The sequence below is a fragment of the Candidatus Acidulodesulfobacterium sp. H_13 genome (genome assembly GCF_048541835.1).
GTDB lineage: Bacteria > SZUA-79 > SZUA-79 > Acidulodesulfobacterales > Acidulodesulfobacteraceae > QIJE01.
This window is the reverse complement of the sequence record NZ_JBLEOY010000002.1, coordinates 310,817-333,151: the sequence shown is the minus strand read 5'-3', so window position 1 is coordinate 333,151 and position 22,335 is coordinate 310,817. Positions and strand designations below refer to the sequence as shown.

Annotated in this window: 24 protein-coding genes and 1 tRNA gene; 1 reads left to right on the top strand and 24 read right to left on the bottom strand. The window is 37.8% G+C overall.

The window, feature by feature from the left end:
* Nucleotides 1-16: 16 nt before the first annotated feature.
* The 17 genes from rpsI to ACMCNP_RS06125 all read right to left on the bottom strand — a co-directional run bounded on the left by rpsI (nt 17) and on the right by ACMCNP_RS06125 (nt 16,832).
* Nucleotides 17-412: a 30S ribosomal protein S9 gene (rpsI, locus tag ACMCNP_RS06205; RefSeq protein WP_419315273.1), complete on the bottom strand. Its 396-nt coding sequence runs from the start codon at nt 410-412 to the stop codon at nt 17-19.
* Between the two features lie 34 nt (nt 413-446).
* Nucleotides 447-854: a 50S ribosomal protein L13 gene (rplM, locus tag ACMCNP_RS06200; protein WP_419315271.1), complete on the bottom strand. Its 408-nt coding sequence runs from the start codon at nt 852-854 to the stop codon at nt 447-449.
* A gap of 228 nt (nt 855-1,082) precedes the next feature.
* Nucleotides 1,083-2,213, bottom strand: coding sequence for a 4Fe-4S binding protein (locus ACMCNP_RS06195; protein WP_419315268.1), 1,131 nt, complete (start codon nt 2,211-2,213; stop codon nt 1,083-1,085).
* Between the two features lie 19 nt (nt 2,214-2,232).
* On the bottom strand, nt 2,233-3,201 hold the full coding sequence (locus ACMCNP_RS06190; protein ID WP_419315266.1) for a tRNA dihydrouridine synthase: 969 nt from the start codon (nt 3,199-3,201) through the stop codon (nt 2,233-2,235).
* 108 nt (nt 3,202-3,309) lie between these two features.
* Nucleotides 3,310-5,652, bottom strand: coding sequence for a plasma-membrane proton-efflux P-type ATPase (locus tag ACMCNP_RS06185; RefSeq protein ID WP_419315263.1), 2,343 nt, complete (start codon nt 5,650-5,652; stop codon nt 3,310-3,312).
* Between the two features lie 234 nt (nt 5,653-5,886).
* Complete coding sequence (mobB, locus tag ACMCNP_RS06180) at nt 5,887-6,441, bottom strand: molybdopterin-guanine dinucleotide biosynthesis protein B (protein ID WP_419315260.1); 555 nt, start codon at nt 6,439-6,441, stop codon at nt 5,887-5,889.
* Nucleotides 6,442-6,475: 34 nt separating this feature from the next.
* The gene (locus tag ACMCNP_RS06175) at nt 6,476-6,709 is read right to left on the bottom strand and encodes a hypothetical protein (protein WP_419315258.1); all 234 of its coding nucleotides are present in this window, start codon (nt 6,707-6,709) and stop codon (nt 6,476-6,478) included.
* A gap of 7 nt (nt 6,710-6,716) precedes the next feature.
* Nucleotides 6,717-8,042 carry an NAD(P)/FAD-dependent oxidoreductase gene (locus ACMCNP_RS06170; RefSeq protein WP_419315255.1) on the bottom strand — a complete coding sequence of 442 codons (1,326 nt, stop codon included), beginning with the start codon at nt 8,040-8,042 and terminating at the stop codon, nt 6,717-6,719.
* A 16-nt stretch (nt 8,043-8,058) separates the two neighbouring features.
* Entirely contained in the window at nt 8,059-8,613 is a 555-nt protein-coding gene (locus ACMCNP_RS06165; protein WP_419315252.1) for a 4Fe-4S dicluster domain-containing protein, read from the bottom strand.
* Entirely contained in the window at nt 8,610-9,590 is a 981-nt protein-coding gene (gene mobA / locus ACMCNP_RS06160) for a molybdenum cofactor guanylyltransferase (protein ID WP_419315249.1), read from the bottom strand. Before mobA ends, ACMCNP_RS06165 begins: the two co-directional genes overlap by 4 nt.
* 9 nt (nt 9,591-9,599) lie before the next feature.
* Entirely contained in the window at nt 9,600-10,088 is a 489-nt protein-coding gene (locus ACMCNP_RS06155) for a 6-carboxytetrahydropterin synthase (RefSeq protein ID WP_419315246.1), read from the bottom strand.
* Nucleotides 10,089-10,124: 36 nt separating this feature from the next.
* Entirely contained in the window at nt 10,125-10,991 is an 867-nt protein-coding gene (locus ACMCNP_RS06150; RefSeq protein WP_419315244.1) for a radical SAM protein, read from the bottom strand.
* The gene (locus tag ACMCNP_RS06145) at nt 10,975-12,264 is read right to left on the bottom strand and encodes a molybdopterin molybdotransferase MoeA (RefSeq protein WP_419315240.1); all 1,290 of its coding nucleotides are present in this window, start codon (nt 12,262-12,264) and stop codon (nt 10,975-10,977) included. The genes ACMCNP_RS06150 and ACMCNP_RS06145 overlap by 17 nt, the downstream gene beginning before the upstream one ends.
* Nucleotides 12,265-12,348: 84 nt before the next feature.
* Entirely contained in the window at nt 12,349-12,594 is a 246-nt protein-coding gene (locus ACMCNP_RS06140) for a hypothetical protein (protein WP_419315237.1), read from the bottom strand.
* A gap of 47 nt (nt 12,595-12,641) precedes the next feature.
* Entirely contained in the window at nt 12,642-13,295 is a 654-nt protein-coding gene (locus tag ACMCNP_RS06135) for a 4Fe-4S dicluster domain-containing protein (protein WP_419315234.1), read from the bottom strand.
* A gap of 105 nt (nt 13,296-13,400) precedes the next feature.
* Nucleotides 13,401-15,944, bottom strand: a complete 2,544-nt coding sequence (locus tag ACMCNP_RS06130) for a molybdopterin-containing oxidoreductase family protein (protein WP_419315232.1) — start codon at nt 15,942-15,944, stop codon at nt 13,401-13,403.
* Between the two features lie 24 nt (nt 15,945-15,968).
* Nucleotides 15,969-16,832: a heterodisulfide reductase-related iron-sulfur binding cluster gene (locus ACMCNP_RS06125; protein ID WP_419315228.1), complete on the bottom strand. Its 864-nt coding sequence runs from the start codon at nt 16,830-16,832 to the stop codon at nt 15,969-15,971.
* Between the two features lie 263 nt (nt 16,833-17,095).
* On the opposite strand from ACMCNP_RS06125, the gene ACMCNP_RS06120 reads away from it, so the two are divergent.
* Nucleotides 17,096-17,171, top strand: a tRNA-Phe gene (locus ACMCNP_RS06120).
* A 141-nt stretch (nt 17,172-17,312) separates the two neighbouring features.
* Here the strand turns inward: ACMCNP_RS06120 and atpE are convergent.
* The 7 genes from atpE to ACMCNP_RS06085 all read right to left on the bottom strand — a co-directional run bounded on the left by atpE (nt 17,313) and on the right by ACMCNP_RS06085 (nt 22,286).
* Nucleotides 17,313-17,702: an ATP synthase F0 subunit C gene (gene atpE, locus ACMCNP_RS06115; RefSeq protein WP_419315226.1), complete on the bottom strand. Its 390-nt coding sequence runs from the start codon at nt 17,700-17,702 to the stop codon at nt 17,313-17,315.
* A gap of 47 nt (nt 17,703-17,749) precedes the next feature.
* Nucleotides 17,750-18,406, bottom strand: a complete 657-nt coding sequence (gene atpB / locus ACMCNP_RS06110; protein WP_419315223.1) for a F0F1 ATP synthase subunit A — start codon at nt 18,404-18,406, stop codon at nt 17,750-17,752.
* Nucleotides 18,407-18,440: 34 nt separating this feature from the next.
* Nucleotides 18,441-18,857, bottom strand: coding sequence for a hypothetical protein (locus tag ACMCNP_RS06105; protein ID WP_419315220.1), 417 nt, complete (start codon nt 18,855-18,857; stop codon nt 18,441-18,443).
* A complete protein-coding gene (locus tag ACMCNP_RS06100; protein WP_419315217.1) occupies nt 18,811-19,026 on the bottom strand; it encodes an AtpZ/AtpI family protein in 216 nt (71 codons plus the stop codon). Before ACMCNP_RS06100 ends, ACMCNP_RS06105 begins: the two co-directional genes overlap by 47 nt.
* Before the next feature lie 119 nt (nt 19,027-19,145).
* Nucleotides 19,146-20,633, bottom strand: a complete 1,488-nt coding sequence (locus ACMCNP_RS06095) for a hypothetical protein (RefSeq protein WP_419315215.1) — start codon at nt 20,631-20,633, stop codon at nt 19,146-19,148.
* Nucleotides 20,634-20,655: 22 nt separating this feature from the next.
* Nucleotides 20,656-21,765: a cytochrome b gene (locus tag ACMCNP_RS06090; RefSeq protein ID WP_419315213.1), complete on the bottom strand. Its 1,110-nt coding sequence runs from the start codon at nt 21,763-21,765 to the stop codon at nt 20,656-20,658.
* On the bottom strand, nt 21,765-22,286 hold the full coding sequence (locus ACMCNP_RS06085; protein ID WP_419315210.1) for a Rieske (2Fe-2S) protein: 522 nt from the start codon (nt 22,284-22,286) through the stop codon (nt 21,765-21,767). Before ACMCNP_RS06085 ends, ACMCNP_RS06090 begins: the two co-directional genes overlap by 1 nt.
* Nucleotides 22,287-22,335: the final 49 nt, after the last annotated feature.

Genomic DNA, 22,335 nt, shown 5'->3' with positions numbered 1-22,335 from the left:
AGAGATAATAGCAAAATTATCTTTTAGAAAACTGAAATCTTGCTCGAGCCCCTTTTTGACCGTATTTCTTTCTTTCCTTCACTCTTGGGTCTCTTGTAAGCATAGATGCTTTTGCAAGAGTTTCTTTAAGATCGGGGTTAATTAAAAGAATCGCCTTGGCAAATGCAAGCTTAATAGCGCCGGCCTGACCGCTGGGTCCGCCCCCGATGACGTTGACGTATACATCAAATTTATCCTCTATGGGATATAATACTAACGGCTTTACGGCAGCTACCCTCAGACTTTCAAGGGGAAAATACTTATCAAAATCCCTTCCGTTGACCGTTATTTTACCGGTTCCTTCCTTGAAATACACCCTTGCTATACTGGTTTTTCTCTTTCCTACAGAGTGTATAATGTTCTTTTTCGCCATAACTAAATTACCTGCTATTTATTTTTAGTTTAATTTACTTTTTAATTTCTACCCTAACTGGCTGTTGAGCAAGATGAGGATGATTTTCGTCGGGATATATTTTAACCTTTTTCAACACGGCATTAGAAAGTTTGTTTTTCGGAAGCATTCCCTTTATCGCCTGAAAAATGGGGTAAGTCGGGTCTTTTTTAATCATATCTCTATAGCTGAACGTCTTGAGTCCTCCCGGGTAACCGCTGTGAAAATGATATTCTTTATCGGTTTTTTTTCTGCCGGTCAATTTAGCTTTCAAACTGTTTACTATAACGACAAAATCTCCGTTATCGGCGTAAGGTGTCCAATCAGACTTATACTTTCCCATAAGCCTTATTGCGGCAAAACTTGCAACCCTACCTAAGCTGATACCGTCTGCGTCTATGATAATCCATTTGCTTTCTACCATGTATCTATCTCCCGTGGTTTCTTTTATTTTTTATTTATAACTCAAGCGTAGTTCTATATTATTTAATAAATTTATTTTTTTGTCAAGAGTTTTTTAAGATTTCCATATTTACATTAATAATAAACCGGTGAAAACTTACTCTATCGTAAAGCCAATACCACATTAATCCCGTCACCCTATTTTTGCCGTTATATAGCCGATAAACGTAATATTTTGAGGTATGCTAATTTACGAGGTTTCATTTTGCAGGAGTAAAACCTTTTGTCTATCAACATCCTTAAGGCTTTTAGCCTTGTACATTCTAACGGCGCCAAAACTGCATATATCTCTGCACAGATCACATCCGGTACATAAAAACGGCTCAAGTAATATTGCGTTTTTCTTAAATGACAATGCATCCGTCGGGCATAACTCCCAGCAATTAGAACAAAACACGCAGTTATTGTTCAATTTAGGCAATCTGATATTAATCAAGGATAATAAATCTTCATTTTCTTTTAAAAAAATATATTGCTTTTTTTGTCTTTCTACGAGTAATTTATTGGACTTTCCGCCATTTCCATCTCCCAGGTCTATATAATTGGAGTAAATTCCGACAAGCGGCAGGTCTTCCACAGTAATATTGTTCATCATTTCTCCGGCTTTCTCTTTTATGCCGCTAAACGAATGTTTAAAAAACTCTCTCCTGCCCAATATATGTGCTTCATCCTTTTTTTTATCGTCTTTTTCTGTATCGGCATTAATATCATTCGAGCAAATCAGCAAATTTTCCTCCGCAATTATCTTGCAGACATCAAAATCCTCGATATTTACCTCCACTATATTTTCTTCACAATTTAAAAATTTTTTGATTTCATTAAGTCTTTTGACCTTTTTTCCGTAAAAATATTTAAACTTGCATGATTTACAATTTCCTTCTATAAAAAATAACTTTTTTTCATTCTTGATAAAACTGATTATATCTATGTCGTCAATCTCGTGAAGACATCCTATTTTATTAATTTTATCGATAAATTTAATGTTTTTGTTGCTTTCGGTTATTTTGGAGTCTATTTTAGAACAGAAAAAATAGATGTTTTTCGATTCCAAAATTGTATACTCGTAATTGGTTATTTTTTTACCCTTAGAATAAAAAACGGAATTAGGACACATATATAGACACGCACCACAATTTGTACAATTTTCTAATATTTTAATATCGCTATCGGTTATTTCTATCGATAATTCGGGGCATCTGTTTATACACTCATAACAACCGGACATAGGAGTCTCAAGCCTTACGCAAAAATCAGGATTTATAGCTATAGAAACATCGCTGCCCGCATACAATAATTTTCCCAATAAACTCAACATGTTCATATGAATATGATAAACCGATTTAGTCGCCCGAAAGTTCTTCTTCGATCGATATTTTTAGTATATTTATTATTTCCCCTTCATTCCTTGCATTGTTAACCATGACCCTCAATGCCTTAGACCCTTTAAATCCCCTTAAAAAACTATACAGATGCGGCTTCATAATACCGCATCCCCTCTCTTTACCGTAAAACGAACTTACCGCTTCAGTTAATTCAATCATTATATCTATTTTTTGTTTATTTTTTATCGGTTGTGTTATACCGCCTAATTTTACGGTATCTACATATTCCGTAAATATCCATGGCTTGCCGATTGCGCCTCTTGCAAATATAATGCCGTCGGCACCGGTATATTGCTTTATCCTCACGGCATCCGCTACGGAAAAAACATCCCCGCTGGCATACACGGGAATATTTACCGTATTTTTGAGCATCTTAGTCAGAGAGTGGTCTGCAACCCCACTAAACATTAAGGATCTTGCTCTCGGATGGAAAAATATAGCATCAACCCCGGAAGATTCGGCAATTTTAGCGATTTCTATAAAATTGACCGAACTTTCATCAAATCCGCTCCTTATTTTAATCGTAAGGACAGAATCTTTTATGGCCCGTCTAACGGCTTCAACTATAAGATAAAATACGTTTATATCTTTTAATATTGCACTGCCGGCACCGGTTTTTACAACCTTTTTAACCGGACACCCCATATTGATATCTATGACCTTGAAACCTTTATCTACCGCTTTCTCAGCAGCCCGGGCCAAAATATCGGGAGTGCTTCCGAAAAGTTGAATCCCTGTCCTTTCAATGTAGTTTCCGGCTTCGGTTAACTCAATCGTACGCTTATCATTGTGCAAGAAACCCAATGCACTGATCATCTCGGTAAAACAAAAATCCGCTCTGTATTTGAGCGCCGTTTTTCTGAAGGGAAATCCCGTTATCCCCGCCATGGGTGCAAGAATGGACTCGCCGAAATCAATTTTAACCATTTTTATTTTATATTATAACAAGCCTGTAATTTTAAATCTACGAGAAATAAAAGAGGGTCGGATTAGAAATCCGACCCTCTTTTTACGACTATTCTTTTTCTTAAATCTTTATTGAGCAAACTTCTTTAAAATGGGTACCTTTACAAAATCAAGGACAACCATAGAGATGAAAGATATGACTATCATATAGAAAACTAAAATTAAGGGCACCGGAGCTACTAACCATCCGAATACAACCATCAACGTCGCCAAGGTTAAGCCGCCCGCCTCAGTTATCAAGAGGGTAAGAGACGGCATGGAATGCCAAAAATGCGATCTTTCCCTAACCATAAATATGTTTGCGTGACCCGAATAAACTAATCCCAAAAACACTAAAGAATATAAAGTGCCGGAATTGGACGGCAAATCGAGAATTTTCCATGCCCAAAGATATACCCCTAAAATATAAACAAGCCAGCCGATGCCGAATGCAAGTGAAATTCCCATTAGTTCCTTTATATTCCATTTATTGGGCTTCTTTGAGTACCTGACATTATCCGTAGATAGAGACATAGTTACGAAATCATTAGTAAAAATAAGCAAAAGAATTATAAGCGGCGTAGCGTCAAACTTTTTGAACACTAAAATTCCCAGTGCCAAAAAAAATCCTATCTGTATCGTTTTTACTATTTTGTTTGATATATATGAAAACAGCCTCTGATAAACCCTTCTCCCCGTTTCTACTGCGACTTCCACTCCCGATAATCCCGGGTTTGTCAAAACGAGGCTTGCTGCTGCTTTTGCAACATCCGTAGCATTTGATACCGCGATACCGACCTGGGCCTGTTTAAGGGCGGGGGCATCGTTCACGCCGTCTCCAGTCATCCCTATGACTTCTTTCCCTTCTTTCTGAAGCGCACGAACAAGATTATATTTATCTTCGGGAAAAATACCTGCATATACCGCACAATTTAAGACATCCGGCTTTAACTCTACCTTTCCTTTCTTTTTCAGACCGTTATAATCGCAAATCACCCCGTTTATACCTAATTTTTCAGATATATGAAGCGCCGTAGCGGGATTATCTCCCGTCAACATTTTAACGTTCACATTTAAGTCCTTAAGTTTAGATATGACATCCTTAGAGTCGAGACGGGGCGGATCCGATAAACCCAACAACCCATAAAATTTTATAACGGAACCTTCTTCTCCGCCGAGAACCGCAATCGTCCTTTCTCCCTTCTTTGCAAATTCTTCAGACTCTTTTTCCCAGTTGATGCTTGAATCAAATTCCTCTATAATCAGCGGAGAACCCTTTATGGCCACATAATGTTTCCCGTCTTCTTCGTATCTGGCTTCGGAACGCTTGGTAGCCGGATCGAAGGGAATAAATTTAGTTTTATTCGGAATGCTTACGCTCATTTCTTTTGTTCTGTTGAGGATAACCTCGTCTATAGCATCCATAGTTGCCTCTTCCGATGCAATGGAGGCCATTTTTAACAGGTCCGTTTCGGTAAAATCACCGTGAGGCCTGACTGTAGACAACGTAAGTTTGTTAAGAGTCAATGTCCCGGTCTTATCGCTGCATAAAATCTCCATTGCAGCAGAATCCTGAATTGCGCTCAGCCGGGTAGTCAACGCTCCTTCCTTTGATAATGCCATTGAGCCTATCGCGTTAGATAGCGTAAATACCGGCGGAAGTGCGACCGGAATCGAGGCTATTATCAGTATGAGTGCAAACGGTATCATTTCATCCATAGGTATTCCTACAACAGCTGCAAATATCACGATAGCAACCACGAGTATTCCATCCATAATAAGGAGATATTTAACTATGGATATAATAAGCATTTCGGCCTGACTCGGTACCTTCGCTAATTTTATGAGTTCCGCCATTTTCCCGAAATAACTTTTGGATCCGGTTGCCGTGATAGTACCGCTTGCTTCTCCCCTTTTGATGACGGAACCGGAATATACCGTATCCTTCGGCACCCTTTCGACAGGCAGCGATTCTCCGGTCAAAGCGGACTGATCTACGTCAATATTGCCTTCGACAATTTCCATATCGGCAGGCGCAAAATCTCCCATGCGCAAGCGGACATAATCTCCAGGAACCAGCTCCCGCGCCGGCATCATGGCCCAATTATTGTCTCTTAAAACTCTAGCCTTAACCTGCAGTTTCTTTTTTAAAAGTTCTACGGTACTCTGGGCTTTTTGTTCATGGATAAAACCTAATACCGCATTAAAAATAAGTAAAAACGCGATTATTTCGGCGTTAAGGAACTTCCCAAAAAATAGTTCCACTATAAGCGTAATCTCAAGCATCCACGCAACAAATCCCCAAAAATTCTTTAAAAAAAGCAAAAAAGGACTGACACGTTTTTCGATAATCTCATTGGGACCATACTGCTCCATGAGTTTTCCTGCTTCTTCGCTGCTCAATCCCTTAGAAGTAACTTGGCTCGTCGACATATATTAAACTCCCCCTCTCTTAAAAAGTGAATTTAATTAATAAATTTTAGCAAATAATATCTATTACTAAATATAATATGCTCACTTTTTTAATATATGCACAATCTTATTTTTTTTGCAATATTTTTTTAAAAAATGATTTTATCTTTTAATTCAAGCAGATACGTACGATAAGTGATTGACGAAAGAGAGATGATGTCGGATAGGATCGAGAAATATATGCAGGGTTAAAATTTAAGAATCTACCCGAGAAATAATATTACATTCTATATAATCGGCTATTTCTTGAGCATTGTTTATATTTATCTGAGGGGTTTTTATACCGTCTATGAACTCATCACTGCAGATAAGCAGCAGATTAGAGTCGTTACCGAATCGCAGTTTTAAGTCCGGATTTAATTCTTTCCTGAACAATTCTATTTTTCTTATATCAATATCCTTGAATCCTTCAATTATGACTATATCGGAACCCCTAAAATATTTTGGAATCATATCGATAATTTTAAGCGAGGAATCAATATCGCTGAAAAAGGCCATTTTACTGCCGGAAAGAATCATGGTCGAATATGCACCGGCGTTTTTATGCCTCCATGAATCCTTCCCCGGTATATCCGCATCGAAGTCATGGTCTGTATGCTTAATAGACGAGACTCTATAACCCTTTTTCGATAATATTTTTATTATTTTTTCTATAAGAGTGGTTTTTCCGGTACCCGATTTAGCGACAAACGAAACTACATTGGGCGCTTTTTCCACAATACCGTTTACGTCTTTAATATCTTTCGACATATTAAACCGCCTTTATTTCCTTAATACTTAAACGCTAAATAGAATACGGCGTATTACCGCTTAAATAAGAACTTAGCACACAATTAAGATATTTCATAAATTCTTCTTTAGCAGGGGCTTTTTTAACGCCTATATTGAAAATTTTTCTCTTTTTTTCGTACCATTTGCCGAAATTTTCCTCGTCAACATTCCTTGCCTCAAGCAATAATTGTTCAATAATTATTTTCAATTCAGCTTCGTTTCCGCCGGAATAGCTATTAAAATCCATACGGTTTTTATCTCCAATTTGTTCTTGAAAACTCCGGTAAATCTTCAGGATAACTCTTTACGGCATATCCTTTGTTGATATCATATATCTCAGATTCGTTATCTATGACAAACGAGTATATATTTCCGTTCAAAAATTTATCTTTATATTCAAGACATTTCAAGCCCTGTCTAATAATTGCAGACAATATTCCGCTTCCGGCAATATCCCCAAGTAAAATAGCCCCTACAAGAACTTCTCCATCGTAAACAAATTTTCTGTAAATATTATCATTCTGAAAGACATATGTCTTCTGCGATTCGTTAGCCGGATTCGTTAGCCCTATAGTTACTATAGGCAACCCGTATATCTCAACCGAATTTAACCCCATTCCGCCGGGATATTCCCTATAAACACCCGCCATATTCGTGCCTGCCACTCTGCCTTCTTCGCATGCAAGCGGAACAATCGCGATAATATTCGGGCGTTTATTTATTACATCATAAATAACGGTAGCGTCTCCGCCCGCATAAACGTCCTTGACACTTGTCATCATTGTCTTATCTGCAATAATACCCCTATCTATTTTTATTCCGCTACCCTCAAGAAATCCGATATTGGGTCTTACGCCTACGCCGACTACTACGATATCTGCCGGCAATTCCTTACCGCTTTTCAATACTACGCTCGTCGGGTTACCCGATTCGTCTAAATTAATTTTTGTAACGGTTTCGCCCGTTGCGGTATCTATACCGTTTTTATTTAATCTTTTCGCCGTGATATTTCCGGATACCTCGTCTAATGCCAGACCCAAAACGCGTGGCAACAGCTCTACTATCGTAACATGAAGACCCAACGCTCTCAACCCCTCTGATGCCTTTAAGCCTATCAATCCGCCGCCTATTACTATAGCTTCCCTGCGCTTAACATCTTTAGCCGCTTTTTCCATCTTTTTAGCATCGTCAAATTTCGTAAATGTTCCCATCATAGGGGAGTCGGGGTTAAACCCGTCAATCGGCGGTATAAAAGGAGTTCCGCCCGGACCTATGAAAAGTTTATCGTAATCTAACTCATCACCGCCCTCAATGATTACTTTTTTAGCAACAGTATCAATGGAAACCGCTTTCTTTCCAATCATCAGCGCAAAATTATTCTTTTCGTAATAATCTTCGTCCTTATAACAAATGGTATCATCAGTTGCTTTGCCCTCTAAATAGTATGATATAAGAGGCCTCGCGTATGCTCTATGTTTTTCATCGGACATAATAATAACTTCTCCGGTTTTATCAAATCTCCTTATAGCCTCGGCGCAGGACAAACCTGCATATGAATTCCCAATAATAACGTATCTCATAATCTAATCCCCTTTTTTATTCTTTTGTATTGGATTTTATATACGGTCCGTAAATTTTTTTTGCTACCATAAGCCTTCTTTCATATGAATAACTTTTAATACCCATCTTTTTTAAAGCCCCTTTTTTGCATGCCTCTACACACTTTGGCACGTCTTCGCCCACGCACCCGTCGCACTTAGATGCAAAATGACCGTCGCTCACTCTTTCAATCGCTCCAAACGGACAAGACGTTATACACATCCAACATCCGACACATTTTTTATAATTGGTTATAGTCCAGCCGGATTCCAAGTCTTTATATCTCGCACCGGGCATACAAGAGTCAACGCAAGGCGCTTCTTCGCAGTTACGACATATTATCGGAAAAAATTTACCCGCTTTTTTCTTTATATTAATACGCGCTCCCGTATATTTAGAACCGTATTTTTCATTCATGTGCGTTTCGCACGCCTTAACACACGCCATAAATCCTTCACCTTCGCAGCCATCGCATTTAGAAGGATACAGCATTATTTCCGTCCGGTTTTTCTTTAGATCTTCATTCAAATTTGTAAGCTTATTTTTATTCATAAAAAAACCTCTTTTTTTGTTTGCATTAAGATATTGAACCGATCAGGCAATAATTTTAAGATTTTACCACCCATAAAATCTAATCCGTTATTGAAATACATCGAACCATCCTTTTTAAAATATTCAAATGACTTTATGGCGTATATGTCATTTTTAGTTTTGGCATAGACCCACCAGTAATATAGTGCTTTTGCTAATATTCCGTAAGGTGCGCCCTTAGGACTTGTTAAATCAAAAAATCTATTGGCCTTCTTAATTTTAACGCTTTTTGCAATGCCCCTGCACGGTATTCTTTTATTGGACATATATGTTTTTAATTCTTTTTTGCTGTTCATGTTTATAAATACATCAGGCCTTAATTTTTTATTAGATTTAACCATATCTAAAATATTGTAATAATAAACAGATGACAAAAGCCTTAAAATATTCACGGAATCGTTGAACAAAAAATCATCCCCGAGGTTCAAAGCATAATTATTCAACATATCAAGCAGGCAAAGTGTGTCTTTTCTTTTATAGCATGCAAGGAGAGGCTCCACCGTAGAATCCGGCTGTAATGGGACAACAGCCTTAACACTTTCCGATTTTATTGTTTTTATCAGTTCTTTTGCCGCATCCGCATTAAAAAAAGGAGCATCGCACTCCATAACTAAAATTGATTCTCCGCTTAAATACCCTATAGAGCTATAAATACCCCTCATAGGACCCTTAATGCCGCAATTTCTATCATCCGGAATTATTCTAACAACTAAATCTTTATCATTTCCCCTTAAGCCGTTCTTCGTAATCCTCTTTATTTCTCTATCATAATCCTTTACTTTACTTTCTTCTCTTACACAGACGGCTATATCGTCGCTAACTTCCGCAGCAACACGTAAAACCCTTTCTAAAAACGATGCACCGTCAAACTTAAAAAAAGCCTTATCTTCACCGAATCTTTTCGACTCGCCACCGGCAAGTATAATACTGCTTATCATATCTACGTTTTATTTCAAGTCAATCCTGATTTTACCTCTCTGTCCGTGGCCTTCACTCAAAACGACTTCAAAATAGTTTAAGGTGTTTGTCATTCCACTATTTTTTAAATCTTTTGCAAGTTCGTCCGCAAAATAAACCGTCAAGTCTTCTATGTTAAGGGAAGGAATCTTCATTTTAAAAACATCGGCTTCGGGAATAAAATAAGACTTATTATTTATATCTATTCGGTAATGTGAGTCTTCAACAACAATTCGCTGAATTACTTCGGGATAATCGGCGACTAATATTTTATCCTCGAATGTATAGCATATTCTTTTTATTATCGCCTTTAAATTGTATAGATGAACTATTCTTCTTTTGTCGTCAAACTCGCCATCAACCAGCACATTCACATAATGAAAATGCGGATGCATCCTGGAACAATCTCCCCTGCCGGGGACTACATGTATACATTCAAATGTTAAATCCGCTTCTTTCCCTATTAACTCCACGATCATAGCATCAACCTTTCCCGTAATATATTATTTTCATTATTATTCATAAAAAAAATCTTTTAAGAAACCATTTGGCAGCAGCCTTAAGCCGCCACATCTTCCGTTTGAAGATTCGTTCAAATCCTTTATGCTTCTGCAAACGGTCATCTTGACCCCGTTTACCCTAAAAAATTGTCTATCGTTAGGTCTTTCCGGATCAAAATTTAAACCGGCTTTTTGTAATATTCTTATGGGATCGGCATGATATTTTAGATAATAAGGGGCGGATATTTTATCCGACAACTCAATAAATTGCAAATCAAATCCATTTCCCGTACAATAATCCATTATCCTTTTCAAACATTTTTTATTAGTGTTTAAACCCTTCAGTAAAAGATTGTCTATTTCTACACCATAACCATCTTTTTTTAATATATTAATACCCGCTAAAACATCCTCGAGCATATTCTTTCCAGTTATAAATTTATAAATTCCAGCATCAAGCGTGTCAAGACTTACCGATATTTTTTTTATTATGTTGGGGCTTAAATCCTTTATTCTTTTTTTTATCAGCGTCCCGTTTGTAGTAATAAATATGCTTATATCCGAAATATGCTTAACTTTATATAAAAGATTTTTTAAATCCGCAAATAAAAGCGGCTCTCCGCCGGTAAATTTTATCTTTTTAAGACCATATCCTCTCAATGCGTAGATTATATTTATAATATCTCCGGTGCTGATAATCGACGACGACTTCTTAGGGATTCCTTCGTTGTGACAATAAAAACAATTTTCATTGCAATCACCCGTCAAGGATACCCTTAAAGACGGAACCTTAAATTCAAATCTATTTCGCCTATATTCATCCCCTATATCATCAAATGCTTTAAATAAATATTGTTTCATATTTTTAATCGTCAATCTCATAATCGTTTAACACGACCTCTATAATACTACCGGCATTAATAAACGTAGAGGACTCTTTTGCAACGAAACTGCCGTCCGCATTTACCATAGGGCTTAAAGACCTTGCTGCGGAAGGAGGCTTAGGAGCCGGCATCACGGAAGCAAGCAAACTACCATTCTCCTCTTTAGTCAACTTTACCTGAAAATATTTTCTAACACCTTCTTCTTTAAAAACGTCTTTTTTAAGAGCCGCCTTGACGGTCGGATATCTCTTATATGCGTTTTCGGCGTTCATTGATTTCTGAATATACGGCCTTACAAAAAGATCAAATGTTATTAGAACGGAATATGGCCATCCGGCAAGAGCAAATATGGGAGTCCCTTTGTCTAAGACCCCAAAAGAAGTTGGTTTTCCAGGTACTAATCTAACCCCGTGAAACAATAGTTTACCGGTTTTCTCTATGGCAGAGGGGACTAAATCATAAAAATTAGTAATCTCTTTATTTTCTAAGACCAAAAAACTGGCACCCGTCCCACCGGTTGAAATTATTAAGTCGTATTTTTGGGAGTTATCAGCAGTTTTAAAAATCTCGACCAATTTTTCTAATTTATCCTCTGCTACGCCTATAACCTCAGGAATACCTCCTGCATCTTTAACAAGAGATTTAAGCGCTGTCGTATTTATATCGTAAATTTCATTTTTGCCGAGTCTTTTCCCCGGTGAAACCAACTCGTTTCCTCCGGACAATATTCCGACTACCGGTTTTTTATAAACAGACACATGATCTAACCCTATACCAGATAATGCCGCGATATCACAAAATCTTATCCTGTGACCTTTTTTAAACAATATTGCCCCTGCCGCGATATCATCGCCTATAGGCGATATATAGGAACCCTTTTCTACTTCTTTTTCATATGTTATAAGTCCGTTAGAATATTCTTTTACGTCTTCTATCAACACGACGCTGTCGGCATTGGGAGGGACCGGAGCTCCAGTCGTAACAAAGGCTACCTCCCCCGAATTTAACGGCATCAATTCCTTAGAATAGCCGGCAGTAATTTGATCTTTGACCTTAAATGTTTTTAGTTTCTTGTCGGAAAAATCGGAATACATTAAGGCAAAACCATCTACTGCAGACCTTGTAAAAGGAGGAACATCATTATCTGGAACAATATCTTTATCTATAACCCTGCCTAAACCGTCTTCAACGGATATATTTTCAACTCCGCTTACTTTTTTAATATTTTTTTCTGCGATCTCAAATAATTTTTTTGCCGTTTTATCGCTCATAAGTATATATAACCATAAATATTAAAATATAGAAGCCGCCGATAGAAACCGGCGGCTTACTTTTATCTATAAATATTTTAGATATCAAAAATAAGGCTCTATTGGGTATGTTTTAATGCCTGCTTTTTTAATTGAACCTAATGCTTTTTCTTCATCCTCTAAGCCGACAAATATGGTAGCATGGTAAGGCGTTACACTCGCCACGTTTCTTCCTAAAATATGAATATCGACTTTTTTTAAAATTTCTTCAGCTTTATCAAAATCTCCGTTTATATATTCGACCCTGATTGGAGCATTATAAACAGTTCCTATTACCCCTATGTCTGCCATAAAATCAACCTCCATCTTTATTAAATTATAATATATAAATATCCGGTTTAACCTACTTTAACCGGGTTATCGGTATCATTAACAGAAGAAGTCCCCATGCCGGAAGGAGGAGTAACGAATCCAAAGAGATGCTCCGTCAATTTTCTTGCCGTTTTCTCTCTATCGACCGTCGATATTCTGTTTATATTTCCAAACCACAAGGCATCGGTAGGACATAAGGTAACACAAGCCGGTAAAAGCTCTTTATCTATCCTGTGCCTGCAATAATCACATTTAGTTACCTTTCCGGTTGTATCGTTAAACTGCGGAGAACCGAAAGGACAAGCTTGTATGCAAGATTTACAGCCGATACACGTATTGGGATCGTTAAAAACTATACCGTCGACCCGCTTTTGCATAGAACCTGTAGGACAAGCCTTTACGCACGCGGCATCATCGCAATGAAAGCAATTCATAGGAAGATAAACCGTTCTTAACTGCCCTTTTTTTACAAAATAAGGACCTACCTGTATTACTCTCATTCTACGAGGTCCGACCGGAAGATTATGCTCCTTTTTACATGACACCTCGCACGACATACAGCCTATGCATCTATCCATATTTACTTTCATCGAATATTTTGGAGTGGATGATTTTAGAGTAATTCTGGAAGCCCTTTCCTCCCCAAGATGAAATCTATCAAATCCATATTCATACGACATATTTGCACTCCTATTTTTATATTTTTGTAGCTGTTTCAATTCGTTAGGATTACGACGGCTTTACCACTGCAATCCTAACGAATTTCATTTTAATTAAATCAACGATTAATATTCGCGGATATCACAGGAATCGGGTGTGCATTCCACCGGTTCTTTAAAGTTCACGAGCTTTTTCCATCCTATGCTGAGTTCGTGATATTCCTTCCAATGGTCTTTCCATTTTCCGACGATGATATCTTTATCCTGTTTTGCAGGATCCCAAACCTCAGGAAATTTCTTCTTAAGAAATTCCAGCACCTTCTTCGTCGTAGCTTTCGGGTCAGGATCGCCTTTTCTGTAAACACTACAAAGAACCGCCTTAAACTGTATCTGTCCGTAAACGGGGTCTTTTATTATATCATCTATCACGGTATTAATAGACTCATACGGATGAAACGGTTGGTACCTATCGAAGCCAAAGTTTGACCATATACCGTCTTCCGGAACCATTTCCGTGACCCATGCCGGACCCTCTACCCATCCCCTATCATTTTCTACGATAACCATATCTCCGTCTTCTACTCCCATAATCGCTGCAGTCTCCGGATTTATCTCAATATTTCTATCCGGCTCAAGCTCATCGTTCCACGGCCACCAATGTCCGCCTTCATGAAATGATTGAGCGATACGAGTAGTATTTAAGACTAACGGATACTTCTCCGCTCTTTCAAAATTTCCAAGCGGCGACTCCGAACCTTCAACCTGGGTAGGGACTTTATACCAGCCTATCTTTTCTAATGCATCCGATGTGATCTCTATTTTTCCAGACGGGGTAGGAAACCTTTTATCAGTTTCGGGGTAATTTTCGCCCTCTTTATACATTATCCATTTGCCCCTTAATACTGCTTCATCATCTTGAAATACGGCCTCTTCTTTTGAAAAAACCGGCCACATGATTCCACCTTTCGGATTTTTTTCGGGGTTTAACAGATCATAAGTGATGCCTCTCGTAACCGGCTCTTGAGTATTGAAAAAGTCGGTCATTTTGATTTCGTCAACCCTTCCCTTGTCGGGACCATCTTTATAATATCCCCATGGATTAAACTCTACCTCGTCAAAATGCCCTATCTGCCCTTTAAGCCTTTTCGCTAAACCGTCAAACACGTCAATATCCGCTCTATGTTCATGCTGATACGGTATGACCTTGTTATGCCACTGAAGAAGCCTGTTGTTGCCGTGATGGCAAATACTGTCGGTTTCTGCAGAAATAGCTATCGGAAATGCAACATGACTGAACATGTAGGTATGATTAGGATATATAGAAAGATGGATATTTATTATATTCTTCTTCATCGCCTCTTCCATTTTCCAAGAATTAGGAAACTGCGGCAAGTGATCTCCGTTCCAGATAATACCCTTAACCGGATATGGTTTCTCATATATCATTGCATTTATTATGGCGGGAACTGAACTATCTCCCCAAGATATTAATTTATCCGTTATCTGTGGTCTTTTAGAACCGGACAAAACCTTTAAATCGCTGCCGTAATTTAACGGGGGACGGCAATTATGAAGCCAATTCCAACCACCGCCTTTAACGCCTATGGAACCGGTCAAAGCAAGAAGAGCTGCAATAGCCCTGTTTACGTTGTTGGAGTTATAAATCTGAGCAGTACCCAGATTACCCATAACAGACGCAGGTCTTGCTGCACCGAACCTTTTTGCCGCTTCAATAATCATTCCCTTAGGAACATATGTAAGCTTTTCTGCTCTTTCAGGAGACCAGTTAGCGCATTCTTTAGCGTATTCTTCAAATCCGGAGACCCACTTATCAACAAATCCTTTATCGTAAAGTTTCTCTTTAATAATAATGTTACCCATTGCGAGAAATAAAATAGCATCGGAACCGGAACGAATTCTCATTCCGATATCGCATTTTGACAATGTTGCGTTAAAGCGCGGATCAACTCCTATTAAAAATGCTCCGTTATCCCTGGCATCCAAAATATGAGTCATAGTAATCGTTTCCTGTGCTGCCATGTTTGTGCCCACGACAAGAATACATTTTGAATTCTTCCAATCTTGAGACGGGTTCATAAGCCTGCCTAACCCTTTTGCGCCAAAAACATAGTTCATTGCCACACCGGGGCTTTCACAGCAAATAGGCCCTTGACCGTAAACATTAGGAGTACCGAATATTTTTGCGAATCTCGCCCCTCCCTCTTTATTTCCGAATGACGACCTTCCGGTTCTAAAAACCGTAAGGGCTTCCGGTCCATACTCTTTAGATAATTTAATTAATTTTTCAGCAGCAAAATCAAGCGCATCGTCCCACGAGACCCTCTTAAAATCATCGGTCAACGATTTTCTGACCATCGGATGGTGAACTCTAAGCGGGTCATACCACCATTGAATTTGCCCAACACCCTTAGAGCAAAGACCACCTCTGCTTTGGGGATGTTCTGCATCACCCATTACGTCGACAATCTTGCCGTCTTTTAAGAATATTTTAAGACCGCAACCGCTCTCGCACATGTTAGTACAAGTAGAATAACGAACGGTATCGTAATCCTTCGATGATTCTTGCGGACGATGGTCAGGCTTTATCTTTATCAGCCTGTTGTCCCTTACCCGCAAAAATTTCTCATTTTTTAACTCCTCTAGATTCATGTTTACCTCCATTTCATTATAGATTTATACGCAAAGCTTCCGTTTTTCGTCATTTCCATCATTATTAACTACTAAGCTTATTAAATCGCCGAAATTATGCAAACCAAACAAAAAACCTATATATTCCGTTAATCCGATTACAGGGGCAAAAACATCAAGATCGGATAGCTCTACACCGTCCTCAATATTCTTTTCACACATAGAGCATATCGCTATTATATAATCGGAATTTATTTCATCGGCCTTACGATTAATTTTTTTAAAAAACGCATCAATCTCGCTAACGTTCTCAACTCTCTTGGAATGTATCGGTGTAGTGTTTTGTAATTTTTCTCCCCCGCAACATTCCTTATATATATTGACGTTAGCACCGAACGATTCTAAAATTTCTTTAAAGACATCCACTTTACGGTTATCATGATAACAACCCGTATAAAGCAATATAGAATGACCGTTTAAGTTCCTCACGGTATTACTTAAAAGATTTACCGTTACATCAGGATCGGTAATAATATCCATAAGATGAATAGCTCCGGTGGAATCGCTTTCGATATTTTTTAAACTGGCATTAAAGGGTTTGAGGCTGTATTCTGCTTGGCTTCTAAGCATAGAATTCGAATTTATCGTCTTAACTGCTTCGTTTATCTGTCTGACGCAAACTTGACACCCCGAATATATAAAGTCGCTGCCGTTTTTCTGAGAAATACCCAAGTTTCTGAGAGGCATGACTACCTTATCGAAAAAACTCGGTCTATTATGAGACTGAGGCGCGGCACAACAATTCCAATCAGAAATTAATTCAACCTCTAAGCCTAATTTTTCAAATACATCCCCTAAGCTTTTATTTTTAGAACCTGCACAACCTGGAAAATAAGTAATGTTTTTCAATATATTATAAACCTTTATTGTTTTTAGGCAAAAAAAACCCGCCAAATTATTTTTTCCAAATTTTAAAAACCGGGACAACAACCCTACTTTGACTTATGTTAGTACAAACGGTTATTTAAATCAAGAACTTTTTTTGTGATCCCTTCACCTATAATAGCTGTTTGGTATATGTAAAAGCAGAGAAATTCACATTGATAAAAGATATTTGAATTATAATTTTATTTATGATAGAATGCAGTTGTTTCAAAAGTGGTCTTAATTATGCCGAGATAGCTCAGTCGGTAGAGCAGAGGACTGAAAATCCTCGTGTCGACGGTTCGATTCCGCCTCTCGGCACCACCTAAAGCAGCAAAAAATTAAGTCTTTCCGAGTAGTTCTCATCTTTTGAATCATATATCCGCCAAAACACCGATTTTGAAAATTTAAAAAAATAAACGAAATGGATGCCTGAATACAAGATTCTTTTTATCTTGCAACAGACTATTTGAGAAATATTCCCTTAAACGGATTTGCGTAAAAAAGAATAAATGTTATCAAAAGAGCATAAAGAGCTAAAGACTCCATGATCGCCATACCCGTAATCATCCAGACGATTAATTTTTTTTCCATGCCCGGATTTCTACCCATTGACTCAAGTGCACCCCTAACGGCATGACCCATTCCGACACCGGCACCGATAACGCCCAGTCCTATTGCAAGCCCCCCGCCTAACGCGGACAGCCCGAAAAATAGGCTCTTCGCAAATAAAGCGGAGTAAACTGCATGATGATCAACAGGTGCGGCATTACTTAGCGCCTTATAAGCAAAAGCGTTAACGCTAAAAGCAGATACCGTTAAGAATGAGAAAAAAGAAATAAAATATCTAAACATTTAATACCCCCGACTCTAATTTTGTTTATTTTATAATACTATAAATATTAATGTTCTTCTTCTAAGGATAAGGCAATATAAATAATTGACAATAAATAAAAGACAAATGCCTGCATTAAGTCGGTAAAGACCTGCATATACATCATTACCGCCGGAATTGCCCATGGAAGCAAAAACAATAAAACCGTAACCATAAATTCTTCTGCAAAAATATTCGCAAATAGCCTTAACGCATGGGAAAAAGGGCGCGACAATGCGGACATGATTTCTATAATTATCATTATAGGTGCGATTATTATCAATGGACCTAAAAATTTCTTGATATATCTAACCCCATGTTTTTTAATTCCTACGATATGCGAAAGCAAAAACACTATTAGAGCCAACGTAACGGTGGTATCTATGGTATCGGTAGGCGAAGTAAAACCGGGGATACTGCCTATAAGATTGGAAAAAAGAACAAAAACAGCGAAAGAGGCGATCAGTGGCAGATAAACTGCCCCTTCTTCTCCTATGATCTCTTTTAGAAAATATTCGGTCATTATAAATATTAATTCAAAAAAACTCTGTATACCACCCGGCACGACCTTCAAGTTTCTGCCTACAATAAAAGCAACAAGCAATATTGAGCCCATGACTATTATAGTCATCGTCCAATATTCCGGTATTCCGTGGATATTTATGAGTATAGGGGCTTTTAACATATCCTCTAATTTTCCGCTTATATATTTATATAGCCTATGTATCTAACGAAGGGGAAATTAATGAATAAATAACTAAAGAAAACGGCACTACCGTAATCCCGATTGCCGCAATGACAAAATTTATATCAAACATCCTGTTTGATATTATAAAAAATAATAGAACAATGAGCAAGTCTCTTATGACGATAAAATTTATTTTAAGGATACTTAATTTTTTAAAATGCTTAAATAGATAGAAAGCAGTATCCATTAACATAAAATAGGCAGATATAAAGCCCAAAAAAATACTCGCGAAAACATTGCTTACTCCAAAAGAAAATTTAATAATGCCCGCAATTATTAAAATGGATATTAAGCCTATTATCAATTCCGAAAAAACTAACCTGAATTTTAAAGGCTTCTCCTTAAAGCTTTGTGTTAAACTCTTTTTTGATTGCCCTATATATTTCATAAATTCCGGCTGAAAAACCAAGGATCACAAATATTATTAAGAAGAGATATTTAAAACCAAAATACTTATCGAGTTCAAGCCCTATAAAAATTCCAAATAGAATAGATATAATAAGGTTCAACCCTAAAGAACTCATCCTCGTTATCTGTTTTATAAATTCTTTATCCATTTTATTTCTTTTCTATAGTTGAAACAAAACGAGTGCTTGCTTAAATAAACAAGCAAGCACTCGATAATAAATGCAATTTTCTTTTACAAAAAAACACTTAAGTAATATATTGATTTAACCTACTTTTTTACCGACTTTCCCCATGGAAGCGAAGCGGGCGGCGTCCATTTTTTATGTTCTTTCGTAAGATGTCGGTTGTAAGCAATAATATTCAATGATTTTAAGTAATTAGCTATCTCTTTACCTTCGGCGGTAGTTATAGGACCACCATTAACATCCTTCATTTGATGAAGAACGAGCCTGTTCCAATCCCCGTATGTAACACCCTTATATTTTTCGACCCTATTTAATGAATGGCAAATAATGCACTTATCTTGCAAAAGGGCATATCCCTTTTTAACGGGCCACGGATAAATAACGGGCGGAACATATTTAGTTCCGTTCAAATTCATCGTCTGATAAATAATTCTATTATTTCCCCTTGCGGCAATTTTCATATAGCCCATAACGGGAACGTTGATTGCAACAAGCAATCCGGCCACTATTAAGAATATTTGAGAAAACTTGGAAACGGAGCCGAACTTAAAATTTGGCGTAAGGTCTTTAAGATAATAACCGAGAACCAAAAAGCTCGTTAAAAAAAGACCGGTAAGAGCCAGATATTTAACCGGCTGCATATTACCTAATTCACCTACCGACGGAGGAAGTATTCCGAATATTAACGAAACGATCCCGACTATCGTCAGAAAAATTATAAGCCCTATGGAGACAGTCGGCCTTTTTTTATCCCTGCCGTTTATCAGTTTCCAAAGCATATAAACGTAATACAGTACAAGAGCTCCACCCAACGTCTCCGTAAACACATACATAATCCACTGATACTGTCCGACAAGCATTATCCTATTAAATCCGACACTGGACGTAGCTCTAAAATGCTTAAGCCATCCGAAATAAACTACCGGATAAGTCACTAAAAACATGAGGGTTATTATGCCGGAAAAAGACCCGAGCCAGTCGTAATATTTCTTATTGACCTGATCGGAAGAGAAAATATATTTTACCCCCGCCCATAAAGCAAGCAATGCGCCCGCGAGAGCAAAGATCTCTATGTTCTTTTCGATGATTAGAAGCAAAACCATAGGAGTTCTAATCGGATTACTCGGATCCGGCCCAATCGTATAGCTTTGGGAAATACTATAGAATATGTCCGAAGTAAAGCCGGCAAGAAAAGCTAATATACCTATAAACAAATTCCAACCCTGATGCTCGGAATCCTTGCCTTTAAATCCGTAGTAATATATTGCTCCAAGTATCAGAAATATCAACAGTGTATCCATGGAATAGCCTATGACTCCCGGCTGAATCTTATTGATGAAAATCCAGAAATTAGGAATCCCGCTTTTCAAAATACTTAAGAAATAGAAATATACTATCGTTTGGATAGTACCTATTATTAAAGAAATTAATATAAGCGATTTAGCTAGCCTAAAATACCTATCCTCTCTTTTAAATATCCCTATATACTGAGATATAAAGGCAATCGCCATGAAGCCCAGCGCCAGCCTATTTATGAATAAATTAACTATATCAATAACACCTAAATTCATTGTATTTACTCCTCTTTTGACTTTATACAGCGGCAGGCGCTTTTGGTTGGCCGCCTATTAACGTTAAATAAACTAACAGAAGGAGAAACAAAATCCCCAGTATCGTAGCTGCCGGTCTTTTCAACGGGCTTCTTTCGCTCCCTTTATTATCAATAAAAGGTATAGCAAACAATATAAGGAATCCTATCGTAGGAATAATAAAGGTCGGGAATATGATTAATCCATGACCGGGGAAATATTTTAATAATTCCTCGTTGGCAAGGAAATACCAATCCGATTCCGGAGCAAAATGAAGAGCCAATGGTCTATACATAGGACCTATTGCTGCTCCGTAATAAACCGCGAGAAAATATATCACCGCAAATACAACTACAGCTACTATCATATCCCTATAAAATTGATCCGGAAAAAAAGGAATCGTTTTATCAGGATGACTCCATTTGTTTACATCGTTATCCGGCAATTTGCTGTTTTTATATTCCAAAGCAATACCCTGCTCTCCCGTCATCCTTACTAAAAATATATGTATAGGAATAAACATAATGGCGACAATCGGCAAAAGCCATACGTGGAAAGCAAATATATGCTGCATCGTCAAGGTAGCCGTTTCGGTTCCTCCTCTTACGATAATCCTTAAAAATCCGCCGACGAGAGGAACGTGAGCGGCAACGTTTGTAAGAACGTTAATAGTCCACCATGAGTTCTCGTTTCCTATTAACATATAACCGGTTAAACCGAGTACGATAACGATACTAAACAAGACCATACCCGCAACCCATTGAAGCTCTCTCGGTTTTTTGTAGGCTCCAGAAAAATAAACCCTCGCCATATGAACCAAGAGAAAAAATATCATCGTAAAAGCGCCCCATAGATGAATTCCAAGGAGTATATTGCCTAAGAGAACGTGATGCTTTATGAAATACGTAGAATTTCTTGCTAACGGAAAATACGGAACGTAATAAAACAGTAAAAATATTCCGGTTACAACCTGAACAATAAAAAGAAACGCAAGAAGGCTTCCAAACGTATAAATCCAGCTGCCCTTACTCGGTATCCTTTCACCGTTAAACTCATTTATGAGTTTGGTAAGCCCTATCCTTTCATCAAACCAATTTTGAATTTTTTTAAACATCAGATCCCCCTCTCGTTTGGATTATACACATACTTGTTTTGAACAAATACCGTGCCGTTTTCTATTTTATGCACCCATCTGTATAACGGTCTCGGTGGAGGACCACCGGTAACCTTTCCAAGAACATTAAACATACCGCCGTGACACGGACACAAAAATTCTTGCCTTAACGAATCCCAGTGTAGAGGGCACCCTAAATGAGTACACTGATTCGAAAAGAAGTTAAAATTACCACTAACATCCTTAACCAATACGACCTGCCTCGGAAGAGTATTAACCGACCACCCTTCTTTGACTCTGAAATAAACCGGAGTGAACTTAGGCGCCAATGGTTTTAACTTTTCAAAATCACTAACCTTACCCAGTTTAGTCCAGACAATATCTCTTTTTTTAAACAGCGGATTTAAAACATCTCCAAGAATAGGAACTGTCAATGCAACGCCTATCACAGTCGAAATCAAACCGATAACGACCAACATAAAAGTTCGCCTTGAAGGCGATTCTTCCGAACTTTTTGCCATTTCAACCCCCCCTTAATTTATATTATATAAATATTAATTAATTAAATTC

Excerpts from the sequence above, each read along its gene's own strand:
- rpsI (WP_419315273.1), bottom strand. The coding sequence starts at position 412 with ATGGCGAAAAAGAACATTATACACTCTGTAGGAAAGAGAAAAACCAGT.
- rplM (WP_419315271.1), bottom strand. The coding sequence starts at position 854 with ATGGTAGAAAGCAAATGGATTATCATAGACGCAGACGGTATCAGCTTA.
- ACMCNP_RS06195 (WP_419315268.1), bottom strand. The coding sequence starts at position 2,213 with ATGAACATGTTGAGTTTATTGGGAAAATTATTGTATGCGGGCAGCGAT.
- ACMCNP_RS06190 (WP_419315266.1), bottom strand. The coding sequence starts at position 3,201 with ATGGTTAAAATTGATTTCGGCGAGTCCATTCTTGCACCCATGGCGGGG.
- ACMCNP_RS06185 (WP_419315263.1), bottom strand. The coding sequence starts at position 5,652 with ATGTCGACGAGCCAAGTTACTTCTAAGGGATTGAGCAGCGAAGAAGCA.
- mobB (WP_419315260.1), bottom strand. The coding sequence starts at position 6,441 with ATGTCGAAAGATATTAAAGACGTAAACGGTATTGTGGAAAAAGCGCCC.
- ACMCNP_RS06175 (WP_419315258.1), bottom strand. The coding sequence starts at position 6,709 with ATGGATTTTAATAGCTATTCCGGCGGAAACGAAGCTGAATTGAAAATA.
- ACMCNP_RS06170 (WP_419315255.1), bottom strand. The coding sequence starts at position 8,042 with ATGAGATACGTTATTATTGGGAATTCATATGCAGGTTTGTCCTGCGCC.
- ACMCNP_RS06165 (WP_419315252.1), bottom strand. The coding sequence starts at position 8,613 with ATGAATAAAAATAAGCTTACAAATTTGAATGAAGATCTAAAGAAAAAC.
- mobA (WP_419315249.1), bottom strand. The coding sequence starts at position 9,590 with ATGATAAGCAGTATTATACTTGCCGGTGGCGAGTCGAAAAGATTCGGT.
- ACMCNP_RS06155 (WP_419315246.1), bottom strand. The coding sequence starts at position 10,088 with ATGATCGTGGAGTTAATAGGGAAAGAAGCGGATTTAACATTTGAATGT.
- ACMCNP_RS06150 (WP_419315244.1), bottom strand. The coding sequence starts at position 10,991 with ATGAGATTGACGATTAAAAATATGAAACAATATTTATTTAAAGCATTT.
- ACMCNP_RS06145 (WP_419315240.1), bottom strand. The coding sequence starts at position 12,264 with ATGAGCGATAAAACGGCAAAAAAATTATTTGAGATCGCAGAAAAAAAT.
- ACMCNP_RS06140 (WP_419315237.1), bottom strand. The coding sequence starts at position 12,594 with ATGGCAGACATAGGGGTAATAGGAACTGTTTATAATGCTCCAATCAGG.
- ACMCNP_RS06135 (WP_419315234.1), bottom strand. The coding sequence starts at position 13,295 with ATGTCGTATGAATATGGATTTGATAGATTTCATCTTGGGGAGGAAAGG.
- ACMCNP_RS06130 (WP_419315232.1), bottom strand. The coding sequence starts at position 15,944 with ATGAATCTAGAGGAGTTAAAAAATGAGAAATTTTTGCGGGTAAGGGAC.
- atpE (WP_419315226.1), bottom strand. The coding sequence starts at position 17,702 with ATGTTTAGATATTTTATTTCTTTTTTCTCATTCTTAACGGTATCTGCT.
- atpB (WP_419315223.1), bottom strand. The coding sequence starts at position 18,406 with ATGTTAAAAGCCCCTATACTCATAAATATCCACGGAATACCGGAATAT.
- ACMCNP_RS06105 (WP_419315220.1), bottom strand. The coding sequence starts at position 18,857 with ATGAAATATATAGGGCAATCAAAAAAGAGTTTAACACAAAGCTTTAAG.
- ACMCNP_RS06100 (WP_419315217.1), bottom strand. The coding sequence starts at position 19,026 with ATGGATAAAGAATTTATAAAACAGATAACGAGGATGAGTTCTTTAGGG.
- ACMCNP_RS06095 (WP_419315215.1), bottom strand. The coding sequence starts at position 20,633 with ATGAATTTAGGTGTTATTGATATAGTTAATTTATTCATAAATAGGCTG.
- ACMCNP_RS06090 (WP_419315213.1), bottom strand. The coding sequence starts at position 21,765 with ATGTTTAAAAAAATTCAAAATTGGTTTGATGAAAGGATAGGGCTTACC.
- ACMCNP_RS06085 (WP_419315210.1), bottom strand. The coding sequence starts at position 22,286 with ATGGCAAAAAGTTCGGAAGAATCGCCTTCAAGGCGAACTTTTATGTTG.